Here is an 18,718-nt window from a genome sequence, read left to right as displayed (position 1 = left end):
GATAACGACCCCCATGTCGTGTTCGGCACCGCGGGGTAGACCCGGGTCGCCCCCCCCGTTACTGGCCCGTGAACGCGAACTGCGAGCCGGGCTCCTTGACGACGTCGCCGTCACGCGAGTTCGTGACGGTCACGTTCGAGAGGATCGCGTTGCCACGGGCGCCGCCCATCGCGAGGATGCCGGAGCCGTTGTTGGACTTCTCGATCCGCACGTTCGTGATCTTCACGTCCGGCATGTTCCCGCCGCCGTTCTTGAACTGGATGCCGTCGTACGTGGAGTCGACGATGTCCGTGTCGCGGATGGTGACGCCGACGATGTCGTGCGTCTGCGGGAAGATCGTGATCGCGCCGAACTCCTGGTCCTCGTTCCAGAACGCCCCACCGGTGCGGTAGAGCCCGTTGTTGGCGATGAGCGTCGTCCCCGAGAACGGCAGGGGGTCGTGGTCGGTCGCCAGCATGATGCCGGGGTAGTTCATGGTGTCGTAGACGAGGTTGTTCTCGATCGAGTTGTCGTAGCCGCCGTAGATGGCGATGCCGTTGGCGCGCCACGGGAGCTGGACGGTGTTGTTACGGAACGTGTTGGAGTGGCCGATGTCCACGGCCCGGTCCTTGACGTACGGGTTGGCCCAGACGGCGAGCGCGTCGTCGCCGGTGTTGCGGAACGTCGAGTTCACCACCGTCGAGTTGCGCGTCCCGTTGCTGAAGTTGATGCCGTCCGCGTAGGTGTTGCGGATCCGCATGCCGGAGAAGACGATCCCGTCGCCCGGGTTCCACAGCTCCGGGATGTTGGAGTAGTCGCGCCCGACCCACACCCCGACGTTCGCGTGCTCGATCCACACGTTGGTGATCTTCGTGTTCTTGCCGAACCGGCCGTTGAGGCCGACGCCGCCCTCCTCCTGGGCGTTGTTGCCGCGGATCGTGCCGGAGCCGAAGATCGCGAGATCGGAGATCTGGGTGTTGTCGTCGATGTCGAACCCGAAGTTGCCCTCGTGCGGGTGGTTGATGACGCCCGGGGCGAGGTGCGGCGGGATGAGGCTGTAGAGCTGCGAGTGCCACATGCCCGCACCACGGATCGTCACGTCGCGGATGCCGACCTGGTTGTGCATGCCGCGGTCGAGCGGGTCGTCGGTGAGGATCTTCTTCTCCTGGCGCCACTGCCCCGCCGGGATCCAGACGCAGTCGATCTCCCCGTTCTGGTTCGCGGTGACGGCGGCCTGGATGGCGGCGGTGTCCTCGAGCCCGTCGTTCGGCACCGCGCCGTACTCGGTGATCGACGTGCACTGCGCGGGCTTGGCCAGCGGAGGGGCGACCTGCTCGAGCTCGACGAGGTCGATGACGTAGAACGCGGCGTCGTCGCCCGCGTCGCGCTGGAGCCGGAACACCGTCCCGGCCGGGAACGACCGCCCGAGCAGCGCGTGCGACTCGTCGAAGAGCCGGCGCGCGTCCCCGCCCGGGGTGTTGACCAGGCCCTCGGGCTGGTCGGTCGTGCCGTAGAGCCAGGCGTGCTGGGAGGAGAGCGTGAGCTTCTGCACGAACTGGCCGTCCGCGTAGAGGCTGATCGTCTTCTCCTGGCCTCCGCCGCCGGGAGCGTCGGGGATCGAGTTCCGCACGACGATCGAGTTCGTCGCGTTCGTCGACGTGAACTGGACGTACTGGCCCGTGCTGGTCAGGCGCACGGACTCGCGGCCCGACGACTCGGTCGCGAAGTTCGTGTGCCCGAACGTGCGCAGCGCGTCGGTCTGGAGCAGCGTGCCCGTGTACTGGCCGTCCTCGGCCTCGTACGTCGTGTACGGGACGGCGGCGCCGCGCCCGACGGTCACGGCGAGCGTGCCGGTGTTGTTGTCCTCGTTCGTCTCGGCGACCACGCCCGTCGCGTCGGCCGTCGCGGTCACGGTGACCCCGCCGTTCGTGGCGGTCCACGAGCCGCTCGGCGTGACGGTGACGGTCGCGCCCGCGGGGACGGCCGGCGTCGTGCCGTCGAGCGTCGTGGAGCCGGCGACGACGCGCGTCACCGACCCGGCCGCGACGGGCTGGTTGCCGCGGTTGCGTACCTGGACCGAGAACGTCACGGCCGAGCCGACGGCCGGGTTGGCCGGGTTCGACGACACGGAGACGACCTCGAGGTCCGGCCCGGGCGCCTCGCCCACGACGAGCTTGGCCGTCGCCGTGAACGCGTTGTCCGTCTCGTCCTGCTCGACGACGGTGTTCGCCGGGTCGACGACGGCACCGACCGTGTACTCGCCCGCGGGGCGGGTGCCCGCCGCGACCTGGACCTGCGCGCTCGCGCCGGGCTGGAGCGCGGCGACGTCGGCCGAGCCGGCGGTCGACCCGCCGAGCTTCCCGTCGAGCGTGGTGGCCGACGACGCACGGTCGCCCGTGTTCGTCACCGTCGCCGTGAGCGTCACGGGGGTCGTCACCGTGGGCGACGCCGGGGACGCGGTCACCGCGGTGACGGTGAGGTTGGGGTTCGGCGCCGGGGCGCCGTAGACCTCGAGCTCGGCGACCTGGCCGTTGCCCGCGCCCGTGTTGCCGGTGAAGCGCAGGCGCACGTCGGTCGCGGTGCCCGTCACGGGCACGTCGACGAGGTTGCCGCTGCCCGGCGCGAACGCGTACCCGGCCGAGGCCTTGAGCTCCTGCCAGGCACCCGTGCCGGTGCGGCCCCACACGGAGAACGTCTGCGTGCGCGGGCCCCACGCGGCGTCGGGGTTGAGCCGGACGCGGACGCTGCTGAGCTGCGTGGGCGCGGCGAGCGCGACGTCGAGCGTCGACGGGTACTGCCCGCCCGCGCCCTCCCAGTAGGTGGTCGCGCTGCCGTCGACCGCGTTCGCGGCGACGAACTGCCACTCGGTCGACGAGGCCGTCGCGGGGCGGCTCTTCGCGTAGTTGGTGCCGGTCGGGTCCGTGGGACCGGTCGGGTCGGTGGGGTCCGTCGGGTCGGTGCCGCCCGTGGGCGTGCCCCAGACCTGGAGCTCGGACACCTGACCGTTGCCCGCACCGGTGTTGGCGGTGAAGGCGAGGCGCACCTCGTCGACCTCGGCGTCGAGCGGGATCTCGACCGTGTTGCCGCTCGCGGGGTCGAACCGGTACGCCGCCGACGCCTTGAGCGTCCGGAACGCCGTCTCGCCGTCGGAGCGGCCGAGCACGCTGAACGTCTGCGTGCGCGACGACCACACGGAGGGCGGGGGCAGCGTGACGACGACGCGGTCGACGTCGGCCTCCGCCCCGAGGTCGACGGTGAGGTGCGACGGGTACTGGCCGCCCGCGCCCTCCCAGTAGGAGCCGGTGTTCCCGTCGTTCGCGTTGCCCGCGACGTAGGTCTGCGTCACCGACGACGCGGCGATCGGCTTGCCGAGCGCCAGGTTGGTGGCGTCCGCGGCGTGCGCCACGGCGACGACGCCGAGCGGCGCGACGAGCGCCAGCGCGGCACCCGCCACGACCGTGTGCTTCCAGGGGGTTCTCATGAACGTCCTCGTTCTCCCGCCGGGGCGGGCTCGTCCACCCGCGGGCGACGGTGCCCGACGGCGGACGCGATCGTGCTGGTGCGGCGCCACCGTCACGGGTGGGTCGGGTCAGGGCTGGTTCGGGGTCGGGACCGGGCCCGAGGTCGGATCCGGTCGGCCGGGTGCCACGAAACGACCCGTCAGGGATGGTCACCGGTCGGACCCGTGGCGGAATTCGAGAGTTGCAGCGTGTGCACTGCTTTGTGCTGGACTTCTGTCAACTTCTTGCGTTGTGCAGTACGGACGTTACGAGACGGACATCCAGGGCGTCAAGGGTCGGCGTGGCGTGGGTACCCCGAGCGACGATGGGCCGGGATCCCCGGAGACGAAGGAGTCGTGCGATGGCGAAGTACCTGATCTCGTTCCCCAGCGGCGAGATGGAGCTCGGTCCAGGCGGCCTCGAGGCCGCCGCGGACGCGGCGCACACGGTGGTGCGCGAGGCCAAGGAGGCCGGAGTCTGGGTGTTCGGCGGCGGGATCGACGAGAGCGTCCCGCCGGTCCTGGTCTCCGGGGACGGCACCGTCACCGAGGGCACGTACCCGCAGACCGCCCGGATCGAGGGCGGCTACACCGTGCTGGACGTACCCACGCGTGACGACGCGCTCCGGTGGGCGGCGAAGATCGCCGTCGCCTGCCGCTGCCGCCAGGAGGTGCGCGTGTTCCAGGACGACCCCGAGAGCTGACGGCTCCCCGGCGCGGCCGTGCGCACCGGCGCCGGCGATCCTCGTGCTGCTACCCGGTGGTGCGCGTGAGTCCGGCGGTCGCCACGGCCGCGTGCAGCGCCGCGCGTGCGGCGGCGACCTCCGGGTGCGCCCGGGTCCCGCGACGGTAGGCGAGCGAGGTCCGACGCCGGATGGCGAGCGGCGTGAGGACCACGCCCGTGGGAGGGTTCCCGGCCGCGAGGTCCGGGACGAGCGCGACGCCCTGCCCGGCGGCGACGAGCGCGAGGACCGCACCGAAGTCGTCCGCGTGGTGACGGATGCCGGGGGCGTAGCCCGCGGCCTCGCAGGCCCTGACGGTCAGCGTGTGGCACAGGGTCCCGGGCGTCCCGGCGATCCAGGGCGCGTCGCGACGGTCGGCGAGCGACCCGGCGTCCAGGGCGGCCAGGTGGACCGTCTCCTCCAGCAGCGGCTCCGTCTCGACGCCGGGCCCGACCGTGAGCGGGACGTGGTCGTACTCCTGGACCAGCGCGACGTCGACCGCGTCCCCGCGCAGCGCGGCGGGGACCGTCGCGGGGTCGAGCTCGGAGACCAGGAGCCGCAACCCCGGGTGGTCGGAGCTCAGGCGCACGACCGCGGGCGTGAGCAGGGTCGGCACGGCGGTCGGGAAGACGCCGATGCGCAGCGTCCCGCGGAGCGTCGTGGCGGCCGAGGCGAGGTCCGCGTCGGCCTCGCGGAGGATCTCCAGGATCTTCTCGGTGTGCTCGACGAGCCGCTCGGCGGCCGCGGTGAGCCGGACCCGGCGGCCCGACCGCTCCAGCAGGGCCACCCCGGCGTCGCGCTCGAGCGCGGAGAGCTGCTGCGACACGGCCGACGGCGTGTAGGTGAGCGCCTCGGCCACCGCCGCGATGGTTCCCCGGTGCGAGAGCTCCCGGAGCAGCCGGAGCCTGCGGACGTCGAGCATAAGGAGAACTTACGGCATGCCGCACGAACAGGAACTAGACCCGACCGTGGCGGCGGGCCCAGAGTGGCCGTCATGGAGCTCTCCGGTCTCTACGTCCCCCTGGTCACCCCGTTCACCGACGACGACCGCCTCGACCTCGACGCGCTCGCGACGCTCGCCGCCACGGTCCTCGACGAGGGCGCGGCGGGCGTCGTCGCCCTGGGCACGACCGGAGAGCCGGCGACGCTGACCCGCGCCGAGGCGCGTCAGGTCGTCGACGTCTGCGCCGAGGTCTGCGCGGGACGCGACCGGCACCTCGTCGTCGGCACGGGGACGAGCAGCACCGCCGCGTCCGTCGACCTCATCACGGCCCTCGACCCCCGGGCGACGGCCGCGCTCGTCGCGGTCCCGTCGTACACGCGCCCCTCCCAGGAGGGCGTCGTCGAGCACGTCCGGCGCCTCGCGGCGGCGGCCCCCGTCCCGCTGGTCGTCTACAACGTCCCGTACCGGACGGGCCTGACCCTCACGGCGGACACGCTCCACCGGCTCGCCGACCTGCCCGGCGTGGCCGGGTTCAAGCACACGGTGGGCTCGATCGACGACACGACGGTCGCGTTCCTGAGCGCCCTGCGGCCCGACGTGTCCGTGCTCGCCGGCGACGACCTGTACGCGGGGCCGCTGATCTCCCTCGGCGCCCGCGGCGCGATCACCGCGAGCGCCAACGTGGCCCCGCGCGCCTATGCCGAGCTGATCGAGGCCTGGCGGCACGGCCCGGCGCACCGGGCCCGCACGGTGCACGACGCGCTCGTCCCGCTCACGCGCGCCCTCTTCGCCGAGCCCAATCCCGCGGTGATCAAGGCCGTCCTCGCCGCCGACGGCCGGATCGCCAGCCCTCGCGTGCGGCTCCCGCTGCTCCCGGCGTCCCTGGACGCGCTCTCGGCGGCCCTCGCGTCCCGCGACGCACTGCTGGGCTCCCTCCGGGCAGCCGGACCGGCGGCGGCCTCGGCCCACCGGCGCACCACCGACGCACCACCGCGCGGCACACGCGAGGACGCGCGGCCGGTCGGGAGGTGACCTTCCTCGATCATGACGATCGATTCCAGTATCGTTGCGACATGCATGCGATCGGATTACTCGCGAGCCTGCGCCGAGACCTCGGCTCGCGACGTCGAGCGGTGCTTCCGGTGGCGCTCGTACTGATCACCGCTGCTGCCACCGTGTCCTGCGGGACCGGGACCTCCGCCTGCGACCCGTCCCGGGTGCTGGCCACGGAGGCCGGGCCGGAGGACTCGGTGGACCTGAGCTCCCCGGACGTCGACCCGGGATCGATCGGCGAGACCCGGCTTCTCCACGAGCAGGACGGGTACGCGTTCTTCCTCGCCGAGTCGCTCGAGGCGGACACTGCCTTCTGCCTGTGGATCGAGCGCGACGGCGCGTTCATCGGCAGCGGGTGCGGGGGTCCGACGATCCGCACGAGCCTGCCCCCGGAGCAGGTCAGCGCTGCCTACGACGCGGGCGGTGACGTCGCCGAGCGGGCAGCGAGCGACTGGGACTGGACCAACGGGTGCCTGGCGGTCTCGACGTAGCGACCGCTCCCCCGACGCCGGCACGCGAGGTGGGCGTCAGAGCGCCCAGCCGATGCGGCCTTGCATCGGACCACCGCACGCCTCCGACCCTCCGGTGCGGACCATCTCGACGGACTTCTTCGTCTCGGCGACGACGACTCCGGCGGCGTCGAGCGCACGGAGCCCGATCGGGTTCCTCGGGGAGGAGAACGTGAAGGTCCAGGTGTCCCCCTCCCGTCCCGGCGAGAGTGCGGGTTCTGCGGTCCCAGGATCCGTCGGCAGCGGCGGGTACCACGGTTCGCCGTCGCCGTTGCTCAGCTGCACGTGCGCCACGTCGGCGGTCTCTCCCGTCAGCACGACCTCGAGGAGGCTGGGATAGGCGATCGCCGGGCAGTCTCGACCACCGCCGGAGAGCCGTGACACCAGCGCCACGACGACGACGAGCGCCCCGACGACGACGGCGGCCGTCCCGACCCAGACCGGCGGGCGCGGGCCCCGTGGTCGTGCCGGCCACGGCCTGTCGTCGACGTCTCGCTCTTCCATGCGTCCTCCCCGTCGTCGACCTGCCACGCATCATGCCCGAGGCCGTGCCGAGACTCCACGGGCCGCCGGGGTGGGCCACCCCCAGGGCGCTCGGAGAACCAGATGGCCTCGGACGGTGACGGTGCATTCGGTGGCGATTTTCCGTTGCCCCCGGGTGCGCACGCGTCGAGAGTGTCGGCATGCTGATCAGACGCGAGCGCCCGTCCGACGTCCCGGCGATCCGGGCGGTCACCGCGGACGCGTTCTCCGCGGTCGAGCACGCCGCCCCGTCCGTCGAGCCGGACGGCGCACCCGGCGAGGCCACCCTGGTCGGGTGGCTGCGCGAGGACGGCGGGTGGATCCCGGAGCTGTCGCTGGTCGCCGAGACCGGACTGCCCGACCCGCAGGTCGTCGGTCACGTGGTCGCCACCCGCGGGCGGCTCGGGGACCGGCCGGCGCTGGGGCTCGGGCCGCTCAGCGTCCGTCGCGACCACCAGCAGCGCGGAGTGGGTTCCGCGCTGATGCACACGATCCTCGGCGCGGCGGACGCCCTCGCGGAACCCGTCGTGGTGCTGCTCGGGGAGCCGGCCCTCTACTCCCGGTTCGGGTTCGTGCCCGCCAGCGCCCTCGGGATCGAGGCTCCCGAGCCGGCGTGGGGGGACTACTTCCAGGCGCGCGCCCTGAGCGCGTGGCGCGACGAGTACGCGGGCCGGTTCACCTACGCCGCCCCGTTCGACCGCCTGTGACGTGAGGCCGTGCGGCGTGCGCACGACGACGGGACGCCACCCGGGCGCCGAGCGCGCCCCTCTGCCTAGCCGAACGCCACGACGGCGACGCCCGCAGCGACCGTCAGGGGCGCGAGCACGAGGCCCTGCCGGACCACGTGCCACGCGGGCGGCGGCCCCTGCTCGAACGCGTGACGGCGGTACTGCTGCCACCACAGCACGGTCGCGAGCGACGCCCACGGCGTGACGAGCGGCCCGGCGTTCACCGCGACGAGCAGGGTCGCGAGCCGGTCGACGCTCTCCCCCGCCGCGGGCAGCAGCGCGAGGAACGCGGGCAGGTTGTTGACGAGGTTCGCCGCGACGACGCCGGTCGCAGCGAGCCGCGCGAGGTCGCCCGGGCCGGTGCCCGTGCCGGCGACGGCGGCGAGGAGGTCGCCGAGCCCGTGCGCGTGCCACGTCTCGACGACGACGAACAGCGCGGCGACGACGAGCGCCGACCGCCACGGCAGCATCTCCCGCACGGGCACGAGGGGCTGCACGCGCCGCCACCATGTCGCCAGCACGAGGACCGCGGCGCCCGCGAGCGCCGTCGGCGCGACGGGCAGCTCGACCGCGAACGCGACCGCGAGGAGCGCGACGACGGCGGCGGTGACCCGGAGGAGCACCTGGTCGGGCGGCGTCGGGCCGGTTCCCCCGAGCGTGAAGCGTCCGCGCAGGTCACGGCCGTGCAGCACGAGCAGGACCACGATCGTGACGGCGAGGACCGCGAGCGCGGGCGCCCACATCACCCCGACGTACCCGGAGCCGAACCGGTGCGCCGCGAGCAGGTTGGTCAGGTTCGAGACGGGCAGGAGCAGCGACGCCGTGTTGGCGAGCGCGAGGACCGTGAGAGCGAGCGGCAGGGGCCTCGTGCCCGTGCGGCGCGCGAGGGCGAGCACGACGGGCGTGACGAGCACCGCCGTCGTGTCGAGCGACAGCACGACCGTGCTCGCCGTCGCGAGGACCACGACGAGCCCCCACAGGGCGAGCCGCCGCCCCCGGGCGAGCCGCGCCGCCCGCCCGGCGACGGCGTCGAACAGGCCCGCGCCCGCGCACAGCTCGGCGACGACCGTGATCGCGAGCAGGAAGACCAGCACCGGGCCGGTCCGCGCGAGCAGGTCGCGCGCGTCGGCGGCGGGGAGCAGCCCGGTCGCGGGCAGCACGACGACGACCACCGCCGCGACGAGCCACAGCGGCACACGGCGGCGCGCCGGTGCTCCCGAGGCGTTCACGTCGCGATCGTAAGTCCCGCGACACGGCCACGGATCAGGGCCGCCCCCGAACCGCCGAACCCGGGGTCGGTCCCCACGACGCCGCGCCGGTGGGGAGCGATCCCGGGTTCGGCCTCGTGGTCGCGTTTTCTCCGTTAGTATCTGCGTATGCGTGAAGATATGAAGGCGTGCACCTTCGGGGTGGAGAGCCAGTACGTCGAGCTCGCGGCGGAGGTGTTCTCGCTGCTCGCGGACGCGACGCGCGTCCGGATCGTCCTCGCCCTGCGCGACACCGAGCTGCCGGTCAACGCGCTCGCGGAGATCGTCGGCAAGTCGCCGACCGCGGTCTCGCAGCACCTCGCCAAGCTGCGCTGGGGTCGCATCGTCCGCGCCCGGCAGGAGGGCAACCGCGTCTTCTACTCGCTCGTCGACGAGCACGCGCGGACGCTCGTGACCCAGGCCGTCTTCCAGGCGCAGCACGCCGTGGACGACCACCCCGCGCACCACGCCGACGACGCGCACGCCACGGTCGACGGCTCCTCCCCCGCCGCCGGGACCGCCACGTCCACGGCGGCGGACCGATGAGCACGACCCGCCCGGCCGCCGTCGACCACGACCACGACCACGACCACGACCACGACCACGACCACGACCATCATCACCGGGCCGGGCTGCGCGGCTGGCTGCACGAGGTGTTCGTGCCGCACTCGCACGACGCGGCCGACTCGATCGACGACGAGCTCGTCGCGAGCGGGCAGGGCATCCGGGCGGTCAAGGTGTCGCTCGTCGTGCTGGGCACGACGGCGCTGGCGCAGCTCGGCATCGTCGCGGTCAGCGGCTCGGTCGCGCTGCTCGCGGACACCGTCCACAACCTCTCCGACGCGCTCACGGCCGTGCCGCTGTGGATCGCGTTCGTGCTCGGCCGCCGCGCGGCGACGCGCCGGTACACCCACGGCTACGGCCGGGCCGAGGACCTCGCGGGCCTGTTCATCGTCGCGATGATCGCCCTCTCGGCGGTCGTCGCGGGCAACGAGGCGGTGCGACGCCTCGCGGATCCCCAACCTGTGGACAACCTGGGCTGGGTGATCGCGGCGGGGATCGTCGGCTTCGCGGGCAACGAGGCGGTCGCCGTGTACCGCATCCGGGTGGGTCGCCGCATCGGCTCCGCCGCGCTCGTCGCGGACGGCGTGCACGCGCGCACCGACGGGTTCACGTCGCTCGCGGTCGTGCTCGGCGCGCTCGGCGTCCTCGCCGGTCTCCCCCTCGCGGACCCGCTCGTCGGCCTGCTCATCACCGCCGCGATCCTCGTGCTGCTGTGGGGCACCGCGCGCGACGTCGGGCGCCGGCTCCTCGACGGCGTCGACCCGGACCTCACGGACCGGGCGCGCCACGCGCTCGACGGCGTGGACGGGCTGCAGGGTGTGGACGACGTCCGGCTGCGCTGGTCGGGCCACCGCCTGGCCGTCCAGGCGCGCGTCCTCGTGCCGCCGCAGACGCCGGTCGCCGTCGCCGACCGGACCTCGGCCGCAGCCGAGGCCAGGCTGCGGGGCGCGCTGCCGTCGGTCGGGACGGTCGACGTCGTAGTGGCGCCCGCCCGCTGACCGGCCGCCGGCGTCCCGCGCCGCCGAACCGGGGCTCGCTCCCGATTGGGCGCTCCCCTGGGCCGCCGAACCCGGGGTTCCTCCCCACGGGGCGGCGATCGTCGGGAGGGACCCCGGGTTCGGCACCGGCGGGAGCACGGGCGGACGTGGGTGGTCGGCGTGAGGATGGAGCATGCTGCTCGCCGAGGTCGCCGCCACGTCCGACGCCGTCGCCGCCACCCGCTCGCGCCTCGCCAAGCGCGCGGCGATCGCGGACCTGCTGCGCCGCGTCGCCGCCGACGTCGGCCCGGCCGGCCCGGCCGGTACGGCCGGCACCGCGGACGGTACCGACGGCGGGAGCGGGCGCGACGAGGTCGAGATCGCCGTCGCGTACCTCGCGGGCGAGCTGCGCCAGCGGCGCACGGGACTCGGGTGGCGCTCGCTGCGCGACCTGCCCACCCCGGCCGAGGAGCCGAGCCTCACCCTGACCGCGGTCGATGCCGCGTTCGCGCACATGGCCGACCTCTCCGGCCCCGGCTCGGCGACGGCCCGCCAGGCCGAGGCCGCGGCGCTGTTCGGTGCCGCGACGGCGCGCGAGCAGTCGCTCCTCGCGGGGCTCGTCTCGGGCGAGCTGCGACAGGGCGCGCTCGACTCGGTCGTGGTCGACGCCGTCGCGGAGGCCGCCGGGGTACCCGCCGACGCGGTGCGTCGCGCGGTCATGCTCGCGGGCGCGACGGGACCGGTCGCGCGCGCCGCGCTCACGGCCGGGAGCCCCGAGTCCGCGACCGAGGCTCTCGCGACGTTCCGGCTCACGGTGGGCCGCCCCGTCCGGCCGATGCTCGCGCAGTCGGCGCCCGACGTCGGCGCCGCGCTCGAGAAGCTCGGCGCCGGACCCGGGGCGGCCGCCGAGGACGGCGACGACGATGCCGGGGGCGAGCACCCGCCGTCAGGCACCGCGGTGGCCGTGGACGTCAAGCTCGACGGGATCCGCATCCAGGTGCACCGCGACGGCGACGACGTGCGCGTCTTCACGCGCTCGCTCGACGACATCACCGAGCGCGTCCCGGAGATCGTCGCCGCGACGCGGTCCCTCCCGGCCCGGGCGCTCGTGCTCGACGGCGAGGCGCTCGTCGTCGGGCCCGACGGCGTCCCGCGCCCGTTCCAGGAGACCGCCGCCCGCTCCGCGACCCAGGGCGAGCGGAGCGCTGCCGAGGAGGCCGAGCTCGCGGCGTCGCTCGAGCTGTCGCCGTTCTTCTTCGACGCGCTGCACGTCGACGGCCGCGACCTGCTCGACGAGCCGCTGCGCGACCGGCTCGCGGTGCTCGACGACGTGGCGGGCCCCCACGCCGTGCGGCGCCTCGTCACCGCCGACCCCGACGCCGCGACCGCGTTCTTCGAGGGCGCGGTGGCCGAGGGGCAGGAGGGCGTCGTGGTGAAGTCGCTCGACACCCCCTACGCGGCCGGGCGGCGCGGCGCGGGCTGGGTCAAGGTCAAGCCGCGGCACACGCTCGACCTCGTCGTGCTCGCGGTCGAGCAGGGCTCGGGCCGCCGCCGCGGGTGGCTGTCCAACATCTGGCTCGGCGCGCGCGACCCCGACGGCGGGTTCGTCATGCTCGGCAAGACGTTCAAGGGCATGACGGACGAGATGCTGGAGTGGCAGACGCGCCGGTTCCGCGAGCTGGAGACGTCCGACGACGGGTACGTGGTGCACGTCCGGCCAGAGCAGGTCGTCGAGATCGCGTTCGACGGGCTCCAGCGGTCCACCCGCTACCCCGGCGGCCTCGCGCTCCGGTTCGCGCGCGTGCTGCGCTACCGCGACGACAAGACCGCCGACGAGGCCGACACGATCGACGCGGTGCGCGCGCTCGTGCGGTAGGGGGTGGTCAGCGCGGGCGGGCCGAGGGGTCCGGCGCGACGAGCCGGACGGTGCCGTCCCGGTCGACGAGCGCTCGCCGGCCGGTCGCGTGGTCGAGCACGTCGACGACGTCGTCCTCCGGCATCACCGTCACGGTGAACAGCGGTCGGCTCCCGCCGATCGCGGGGTACGGCTGGAGCGCGCCCACCCCGGCCTCGGCGCGTGACCTCTGCTCGGGCGTCAGCCGTGCCCACGAGAGCCGCTCGCGCAGCCAGGTCGGCTGCGCCTCGACCGACCGCGGGAACCGCTCCAGGTCGCGGGCGAAGTCGGCGGGGCCGGCCGGGGGCAGGAAGCCGGGTTCGGTGTCGACGTCGAACGACGCGTCGACCTCGCCGTCGGCGCGCACCGTCATGGAAATGGTGAACCAGGCCCCCCGGCCGGGCGCCGCCGTCGCCGCCCGCAGCTCGGCGAGCGCCTCCGCGAACGTCGAGGAGGTCGGCTTCTGCGCGAGGGGCGGTGGCCACGCGCCGCGGAGCGACACGTGCGACTGCGTCCGGTCGGCCACGACGAACGCGCGGTACGACAGCTCGTCCCACGGCTCGGTCTGGGCCGCCGCCAGTTCCTGCGCCAGCACGCCCAGCAGGCGCGTCTGCGCCTCGGCCGCGGCGGCCTGCTCGGCGGAGGGCCGCTCCTCCCCTCGCCTTCCGAGCGGCCACCAGCCGCCGCGCGGGCTCACGGGCGCGCCGTCCTGACCCGCGCCGCGCCGCGACCCGGCGCTCCGAACACGACGACCGCCATCGCACGCCTCCCCGTCCCGGCCCTCGACCGGGGCCGACCCCCGCGCATTCTTCCGCACGCCCGAACCCCGCCCGTCCCGGGAGACGACCGTGCCCGCGTCACGGCACGAGGCCGTGACGCGGGCACGTCGGGTGCGGGTCAGCAGGTCGGGACGGTGACCGTCTGCTGGACCGTCTGCTCGCCGTCGGGACCGGTGGCGGTCACGGTGACCACGAGGTCACCGGTCACGCCGCGGGCCGCGAACGACTGGTAAGCGTTCGCCCCGGGCGCGACGTCCGTGAACGTCTTGGCCCCGAGCGCCGAGGCGAGCTCGACGTCCACCGCGGCGTCGGAGACGTTCACCGCGCGGACCGCGACGTACGGCTTGCCGGCCAGGCAGCGCGGGCTGAGCGTGACCTCGACGAGCTCGACGTCCGCCGGCTCCTCCAGGGCGTCGATCGCGCCCTGGAGCGCGAGGCGCGCGTCGCGCAGCGCCTCGTCCGACGCGGCGGCGTCGTCCCGGGTCTCGGTCGCCGCGGCGAGCGCCGTGCGGAACGCCTGCCACGACTCGGGGCTGTACCCGTCGTCGGTCAGGGCCTCCGCGCTCGTCACGAGGTTCTCGAGCCGACGACGCTCGGCCGGCACGAGCTGGTCGGTCGCCAGCCCGAGACGGCGCGCCCGCTCGTCGACCTGCGCCTGGGCGGCGCCGGCGTCGGCGAGGAGCGACCGCGCGGCGGTGAGCTCGCGCGAGAAGACGCCCGCGTCGATGCGGCCGTACCGCTCGATCTCCGCCTCGAACGCCGCGGCGTCCTCGACCGACGCCGCGAGCGCGGCCGTGTCGGTCGGCGGGACCTCGACCTCGTACGCGTCGGTGAAGAACCGCATGCTGTCGAGGTTCGCGACGTACGGGTGGTCGGCGTACGCCTCGGTGGACAGGCGCACCCACACCTGGTGCTTGCCGCGGACCGTGGTCGGCAGGTCGACGACGGCCGTGCCGTCCGTCGTCCAGCTCGACCCGGTGTTGGCCAGCGGGACGGTGACGAACGGCTCGCCCGGGTTCGCCGGGTCGAACGCGTCGAGGTACACCGACAGCGCGGAGTTGCGCCCGGACCGGTTGGAGTTGTGCACGTAGTGCACGGAGAGCTGGTCGAGCGCGGCGGAGCCGAGGTCGATCTCGCCGTACGCGAGCCAGTCGCCGTCCGCGGTCCCGCCGACGTTCGTCACCGGCCCGCTCGTCCACGTCGAGCTCTCGTTCTTCAGCCCGCGGCCCGAGTTCGAGGTCCAGGCCTCGGACTCGACGACGACCGACGTCGGGCCGCCCGGCGCGAACGTCAGGCTGTCGAGGTTCGCGACGTACGGGTGGTCGGCGTACGCCTCGGTCGACAGGCGCACGAACACCTCGTGCGTCCCCTGCACCGTGTCCGGCAGGACGACGGTCGCCGTCCCGTCGGCGGTCCAGCTCGAACCGGTCGTCGGCAGCGGCACTGTGACGAACGGCTCGCCCGGGTTCGCCGGGTCGAACGCGTCGAGGTACACCGACAGCGCCGAGTTGTTCCCGGACCGGTTCGAGTTGTGCACGTAGTGGACCGACAGCTCGCCGAGCGGGAGCTCACCGAGGTCGACCTCGCCGTAGGCGATCCAGTCGCCGTCCGCGGTGCCGCCGACGTTCGTCACCGGCCCGCTCGTCCACGTCGAGGACTCCTTCTTGAGCCCGCGACCGGAGTTCGCGGTCCAGTCCTCGGCCTCGATCGTCACGGCCGGCGACTCGCCCGGCTGGCCCGGGGCCGTCGGGTCCTCGGCGCTGAACCGGAACCAGTCGAAGTTGCCGACCCAGTTCCGCCCGGACGGCGCGAGCAGCTCGAACGTGACGGCCTTCGCGTCGACGAGCGCCTGCACATCGCCGAGCTCCGCCGTCACCTCGGTGTACTTGCCCCAGCCGCTCGTGCCCTTCAGGTCCACGGTCGCGACCACGGGGCCGTTCACGTCACCGGCGTGCACGCGCACGGTGCTGGGCGTGTCCGTCGGGGCGAAGCTCGTGTCGTACCGGACCGTGAGGAAGCGCGGCGGCGTGTCCCCGGCCGCGGTCTCGAAGGTCATGTCGCGGTACTGCACCCACGACCCGGAGCGCACGCCGCCGAGGTTGCCCGACGAGCTGTTCGCCTCGTTCTTCAGCTCACCGCCCGACCACGCCTCGGACTGCTCGGCCTCGAGCGTGCGGTAGCCGCCGCCCGTGAGGTCGAGCGCGTCGATCGCCGCGCCGAGCCGGTCTGCCGCGAACCGCAGCGCGATGCTCGTCGCGGCCTCGTCCGCGAGGGCGTCCTGCGCCTGGGTCAGCGCGGTGGAGAACCGGTCGAACGTCACCGAGGAGTAGTTCCCGTGCCGCACGAGCACGGCGTCGTCGACGAGCCCGGCGAGCGCGTCGCGCTCGGCGGACGCCACGGACAGGCGCAGCGGGGAGAGCACCGAGACGCCCTGTCCGCGCAGCGACGACGCGGCGACGCCGTCGGCAAGCGCACCGTCGCCCAGGTGGACGTAGAAGCGCGCGTCGGCGGACGCCGTCCCCGTCAGGGAGACCGTGAGCGCGGTCGGCGACGCGACCGTCACGGCCGCCGTGACGCCGTCGGGCAGCCCGACGACGTTCGCCGCCCCGCCCGCGACGAGGTCCGTGCCGGCGGGCGCGGCGAACCGCGCGCCGTCGAGCGTGAGCGTCACGGTCGCGTCGAGCACGCCGCCGTCGCCGGTCTGCACGGTCGTGGGGTCAGCGCTGACGCGCGGTCCCTCGGCGGGCTCGTCGGTGGCGGTGCTCATCGAGAACGCGGGCTCGGTGTCCGTGCCCCAGTCGCTCGGCTGCTCGCCCATGCGGAACGCGAGGTCCGCGCCCCCGATCACGGTCGCGTAGTCGACCCACGTGTTGCCGAACGGTGCGCCGTCGAGCGTCGCGGACTGGACGTAGAACGCGTCCTCGGAGACGCCGTCGGCCGTGACCGTGAAGGCGCTGCCGTCGTCGTAGGTGATGGTCGTGGAGTCGAAGAACGGCGAACCGATCTGGAACTCGTCCGACCCGGCGGTCACCGGGAACAGGCCGACGGCCGCGGCGACGAACATCGTCGACATCGTGCCCGCGTCGTTGTCCATCGTGGGGAGCATCCCGCGCGGGTCGAGCTGGTAGACCTTCGTCTTCACGGGCGGCGTGAACTCCCCGCCGCCGCTCGGGACCGCGCTGGAGGAGCCGGTCGCGATGTACCTGTTCCAGGTCTCCTTCGTGTAGATCGCGCGCGCCCACTTCTGCGTGAGGCTCGGCTCGCCCGTGTAGTTGAAGAGGTACGGCGCCTGCAGGTCGATCTCGTTGGCGTTCGAGTGGAGCATGGCCTTGCCGTCGTCCGGTGCGTGCTCGCCGAACATGTGGCGCATCGCGAGGCGCGCCGCCTCGGGGCCGCCCATCGCCTCGACGAGCGCGTCCATGTCGTACGCGTCGTACCAGTGGTACTGCCAGAGCGTGCCCTGGTAGAGGCTCGCGGCCTCGAACTTCGCGTAGTCGGCGCTCTGCCACGAGCCGTCGGCGGCGCGCGGGGTGAGGAGGCCGACCTGCGTGCCGTCGGCCGCGGTCCACGCGCCCGGCTTGGTGAGCTTCTCGATGGGCCACGACGCCTGCTCGCGCATCGTCTGCGCCTCGTCCGTCAGGCCGAGCTCGTCCGCGATCACGGACAGGCCGTACTGGTCGTAGCCGCGCTGCACCGACGCGCCGGGGTTGCCCGCCACGTACCCGCGCTGGAGCTCGTCCGCGCTGTACTGCCCGGCGAGCCGCTTGAGCGCCGGGTACGCCTCGTCGAGGCGGTCGAACCCGTCGAATCCCTTGGCGATCGCGTCCGCGACCACGACGGACGACCGCTCCCAGCGGACCGTCGGGACCGAGTGCACGAACCCGCCGAGGCCGCTGCCCGTGCCGGTCGCCTCGGCGTCCGCGAACAGGTAGACGAGCGACTGCACCATGTCGCGGTACAGCGCCGGGTCGATGTAGGCGATGACGGAGAACTTGCGGAAGTCGTCCCACGTGGCCCACGAGTCGTAGTACGTGAAGCCCTGCGCCGCGTGCACCGCGCCGTCGACGCCGCGATAGGTGCCGGACGTGCTCGTCGCGTTCATCGGCATCGCGAACATGCGGTACAGGTGCGTGTAGAAGAGCTTCTGGAGCTCGCCCGTCGGGTCGGTCGCCGTCGAGGCGTCGATCGCGACCCGCCCGAGCGTCGCGTTCCACTCGGCGCGCGTCCGGTCGCGGATCGCGTCGAACGACAGGTCACCGAGCTCGACCGCCTGGTCGGTCCGCGCCTGCTCGACGCTCACCGGCGACAGCGTGACCTGCAGGCCGACGTCCCCCGCGTCGGCCGGGTCGAACGTGAGGATCGCGCCCGTGTCGACGCCGTCCTGGGACGTCGCGTCGACGAGCTTGTCGTCGTCGCCCCACGTCTGCACCGTCGCGGGCTGCAGCGTGCGCGCGGTGTAGTAGAGCGTGTAGGCGGCGTTGTAGAAGTAGCCCGTGACCTGGCCGGACAGCTCGACGGTGCCGTCCGCGCGCGTCTCGACCTGCACCGAGGACGAGCGGCGGCTCGTGTTGTTGGTCTCGAGGTCGACGACGAGGCTCGGCGTCGAGCCCTCGGGGAACGCGTAGCGGTGCACGCCCGAGCGCGTGGTCGCCGCGACCTCGGCCTCGATCGTGCCCGGCGCGGCCGCGATGGCGCCGTCCTTGCCCGCGACGTTGCCGAGCCCGACGGAGTAGAAGCCCGGGCCGGCCTGCTCGTCGTCGTGCGAGAAGGTGTGCGCGTACGTGCCCGTGCCCGGCCGCGCGGTGTACGACCCGGAGGTCGGGACCACGAGGATGTCACCGCCGCCGCCGGAGCCCCCCACCCCGTCGAGGTTGGTGTGCGTGAAGCCCGAGATCTTGGACTGCGCGTAGTCGTAGCCGGTGTTGTTGCGCCCCGGCGTCGTGCGCGGGTTCACCTTGGCCAGGCCGTTGGGCGCCTGCGCGGCGGGCATGTCGTTGCCGTAGTCGCCCTCGGTGCCGACGAACACGTCGACGAGCGACGCGAGGTCGCTCTCGGCGGCGGGCACCACGGGGGCCGCGACCGCGGCAGCGGGCGGCAGGACGCCGACGGCGAGCGCGGCGGCCAGAGCCCCGGCGAGGGCTCCGCCGAGCCGGCTGCGGCCTCGTCGGGGATGGGGGTCGGACGTCGGGCTGGCCCCGCGTCGTCCGACAGCGCTGTCAAGACGCGCGGCAGATGGTCTGGCCACGAGAGTTCTCCTTGGGGGGGGTCGTGCCGAGGCTGCTCCGCCTCGCCGCCCTCACGG

At 73.9% G+C, this 18,718-nt stretch carries 13 protein-coding genes; 7 read left to right on the top strand and 6 right to left on the bottom strand.

Going from position 1 to position 18,718, the window contains the following annotated elements; all coding sequences use genetic code 11:
• Positions 1-58: 58 nt before the first annotated feature.
• Complete coding sequence (locus ABWU78_RS08190) at positions 59-3,460, bottom strand: CARDB domain-containing protein (RefSeq protein ID WP_439158075.1); 3,402 nt, start codon at positions 3,458-3,460, stop codon at positions 59-61.
• 380 nt (positions 3,461-3,840) lie between these two features.
• Here ABWU78_RS08190 and ABWU78_RS08185 point away from each other — a divergent pair, with 380 nt between their 5' ends.
• Positions 3,841-4,182, top strand: coding sequence for a YciI family protein (locus ABWU78_RS08185; RefSeq protein ID WP_253051520.1), 342 nt, complete (start codon positions 3,841-3,843; stop codon positions 4,180-4,182).
• Between the two features lie 49 nt (positions 4,183-4,231).
• Here ABWU78_RS08185 and ABWU78_RS08180 read toward each other — a convergent pair whose 3' ends face one another.
• On the bottom strand, positions 4,232-5,122 hold the full coding sequence (locus ABWU78_RS08180; protein WP_353706888.1) for a LysR family transcriptional regulator: 891 nt from the start codon (positions 5,120-5,122) through the stop codon (positions 4,232-4,234).
• A 72-nt stretch (positions 5,123-5,194) separates the two neighbouring features.
• Here ABWU78_RS08180 and dapA point away from each other — a divergent pair, with 72 nt between their 5' ends.
• A complete protein-coding gene (gene dapA, locus ABWU78_RS08175) occupies positions 5,195-6,175 on the top strand; it encodes a 4-hydroxy-tetrahydrodipicolinate synthase (protein ID WP_353706889.1) in 981 nt (326 codons plus the stop codon).
• Between the two features lie 185 nt (positions 6,176-6,360).
• Positions 6,361-6,687, top strand: coding sequence for a hypothetical protein (locus ABWU78_RS08170; protein WP_353706890.1), 327 nt, complete (start codon positions 6,361-6,363; stop codon positions 6,685-6,687).
• 36 nt (positions 6,688-6,723) lie between these two features.
• Here the strand turns inward: ABWU78_RS08170 and ABWU78_RS08165 are convergent, their stop codons facing one another.
• Positions 6,724-7,209, bottom strand: coding sequence for a hypothetical protein (locus ABWU78_RS08165; RefSeq protein ID WP_353706891.1), 486 nt, complete (start codon positions 7,207-7,209; stop codon positions 6,724-6,726).
• A gap of 179 nt (positions 7,210-7,388) precedes the next feature.
• Here ABWU78_RS08165 and ABWU78_RS08160 point away from each other — a divergent pair, with 179 nt between their 5' ends.
• A complete protein-coding gene (locus ABWU78_RS08160) occupies positions 7,389-7,934 on the top strand; it encodes a GNAT family N-acetyltransferase (protein WP_253051524.1) in 546 nt (181 codons plus the stop codon).
• Between the two features lie 65 nt (positions 7,935-7,999).
• Here the strand turns inward: ABWU78_RS08160 and ABWU78_RS08155 are convergent, their stop codons facing one another.
• Positions 8,000-9,184, bottom strand: coding sequence for an SLC13 family permease (locus tag ABWU78_RS08155; RefSeq protein WP_253051525.1), 1,185 nt, complete (start codon positions 9,182-9,184; stop codon positions 8,000-8,002).
• A gap of 147 nt (positions 9,185-9,331) precedes the next feature.
• Between ABWU78_RS08155 and ABWU78_RS08150 the strand changes: the two genes are divergently transcribed.
• From ABWU78_RS08150 to ABWU78_RS08140, 3 genes are all read left to right on the top strand, one after another.
• Entirely contained in the window at positions 9,332-9,748 is a 417-nt protein-coding gene (locus ABWU78_RS08150; RefSeq protein WP_353706894.1) for an ArsR/SmtB family transcription factor, read from the top strand.
• A complete protein-coding gene (locus tag ABWU78_RS08145) occupies positions 9,745-10,764 on the top strand; it encodes a cation diffusion facilitator family transporter (protein WP_439158074.1) in 1,020 nt (339 codons plus the stop codon). Before ABWU78_RS08150 ends, ABWU78_RS08145 begins: the two co-directional genes overlap by 4 nt.
• A 172-nt stretch (positions 10,765-10,936) precedes the next feature.
• Complete coding sequence (locus ABWU78_RS08140) at positions 10,937-12,619, top strand: ATP-dependent DNA ligase (protein WP_353706896.1); 1,683 nt, start codon at positions 10,937-10,939, stop codon at positions 12,617-12,619.
• Positions 12,620-12,626: 7 nt separating this feature from the next.
• Here ABWU78_RS08140 and ABWU78_RS08135 read toward each other — a convergent pair whose 3' ends face one another.
• Both ABWU78_RS08135 and ABWU78_RS08130 read right to left on the bottom strand, forming a co-directional pair.
• Entirely contained in the window at positions 12,627-13,334 is a 708-nt protein-coding gene (locus ABWU78_RS08135) for a hypothetical protein (protein ID WP_439158073.1), read from the bottom strand.
• 200 nt (positions 13,335-13,534) lie between these two features.
• A complete protein-coding gene (locus tag ABWU78_RS08130) occupies positions 13,535-18,661 on the bottom strand; it encodes a glycoside hydrolase domain-containing protein (RefSeq protein ID WP_439158072.1) in 5,127 nt (1,708 codons plus the stop codon).
• Positions 18,662-18,718: the final 57 nt, after the last annotated feature.

Source organism: Cellulosimicrobium sp. CpK407 (assembly GCF_051844275.1).
Classification (GTDB): Bacteria; Actinomycetota; Actinomycetes; order Actinomycetales; family Cellulomonadaceae; genus Cellulosimicrobium; species Cellulosimicrobium cellulans_G.
The sequence above is the reverse complement of the archived record's forward strand: the minus strand, read 5'-3'. Positions and strand labels throughout refer to the sequence as shown.

Bases quoted from the DNA above. Each gene is read 5' to 3' on its own strand.
- ABWU78_RS08190 (WP_439158075.1), bottom strand. From the start codon at position 3,460: ATGAGAACCCCCTGGAAGCACACGGTCGTGGCGGGTGCCGCGCTGGCG.
- ABWU78_RS08185 (WP_253051520.1), top strand. From the start codon at position 3,841: ATGGCGAAGTACCTGATCTCGTTCCCCAGCGGCGAGATGGAGCTCGGT.
- ABWU78_RS08180 (WP_353706888.1), bottom strand. From the start codon at position 5,122: ATGCTCGACGTCCGCAGGCTCCGGCTGCTCCGGGAGCTCTCGCACCGG.
- dapA (WP_353706889.1), top strand. From the start codon at position 5,195: ATGGAGCTCTCCGGTCTCTACGTCCCCCTGGTCACCCCGTTCACCGAC.
- ABWU78_RS08165 (WP_353706891.1), bottom strand. From the start codon at position 7,209: ATGGAAGAGCGAGACGTCGACGACAGGCCGTGGCCGGCACGACCACGG.
- ABWU78_RS08160 (WP_253051524.1), top strand. From the start codon at position 7,389: ATGCTGATCAGACGCGAGCGCCCGTCCGACGTCCCGGCGATCCGGGCG.
- ABWU78_RS08150 (WP_353706894.1), top strand. From the start codon at position 9,332: ATGCGTGAAGATATGAAGGCGTGCACCTTCGGGGTGGAGAGCCAGTAC.
- ABWU78_RS08145 (WP_439158074.1), top strand. From the start codon at position 9,745: ATGAGCACGACCCGCCCGGCCGCCGTCGACCACGACCACGACCACGAC.
- ABWU78_RS08140 (WP_353706896.1), top strand. From the start codon at position 10,937: ATGCTGCTCGCCGAGGTCGCCGCCACGTCCGACGCCGTCGCCGCCACC.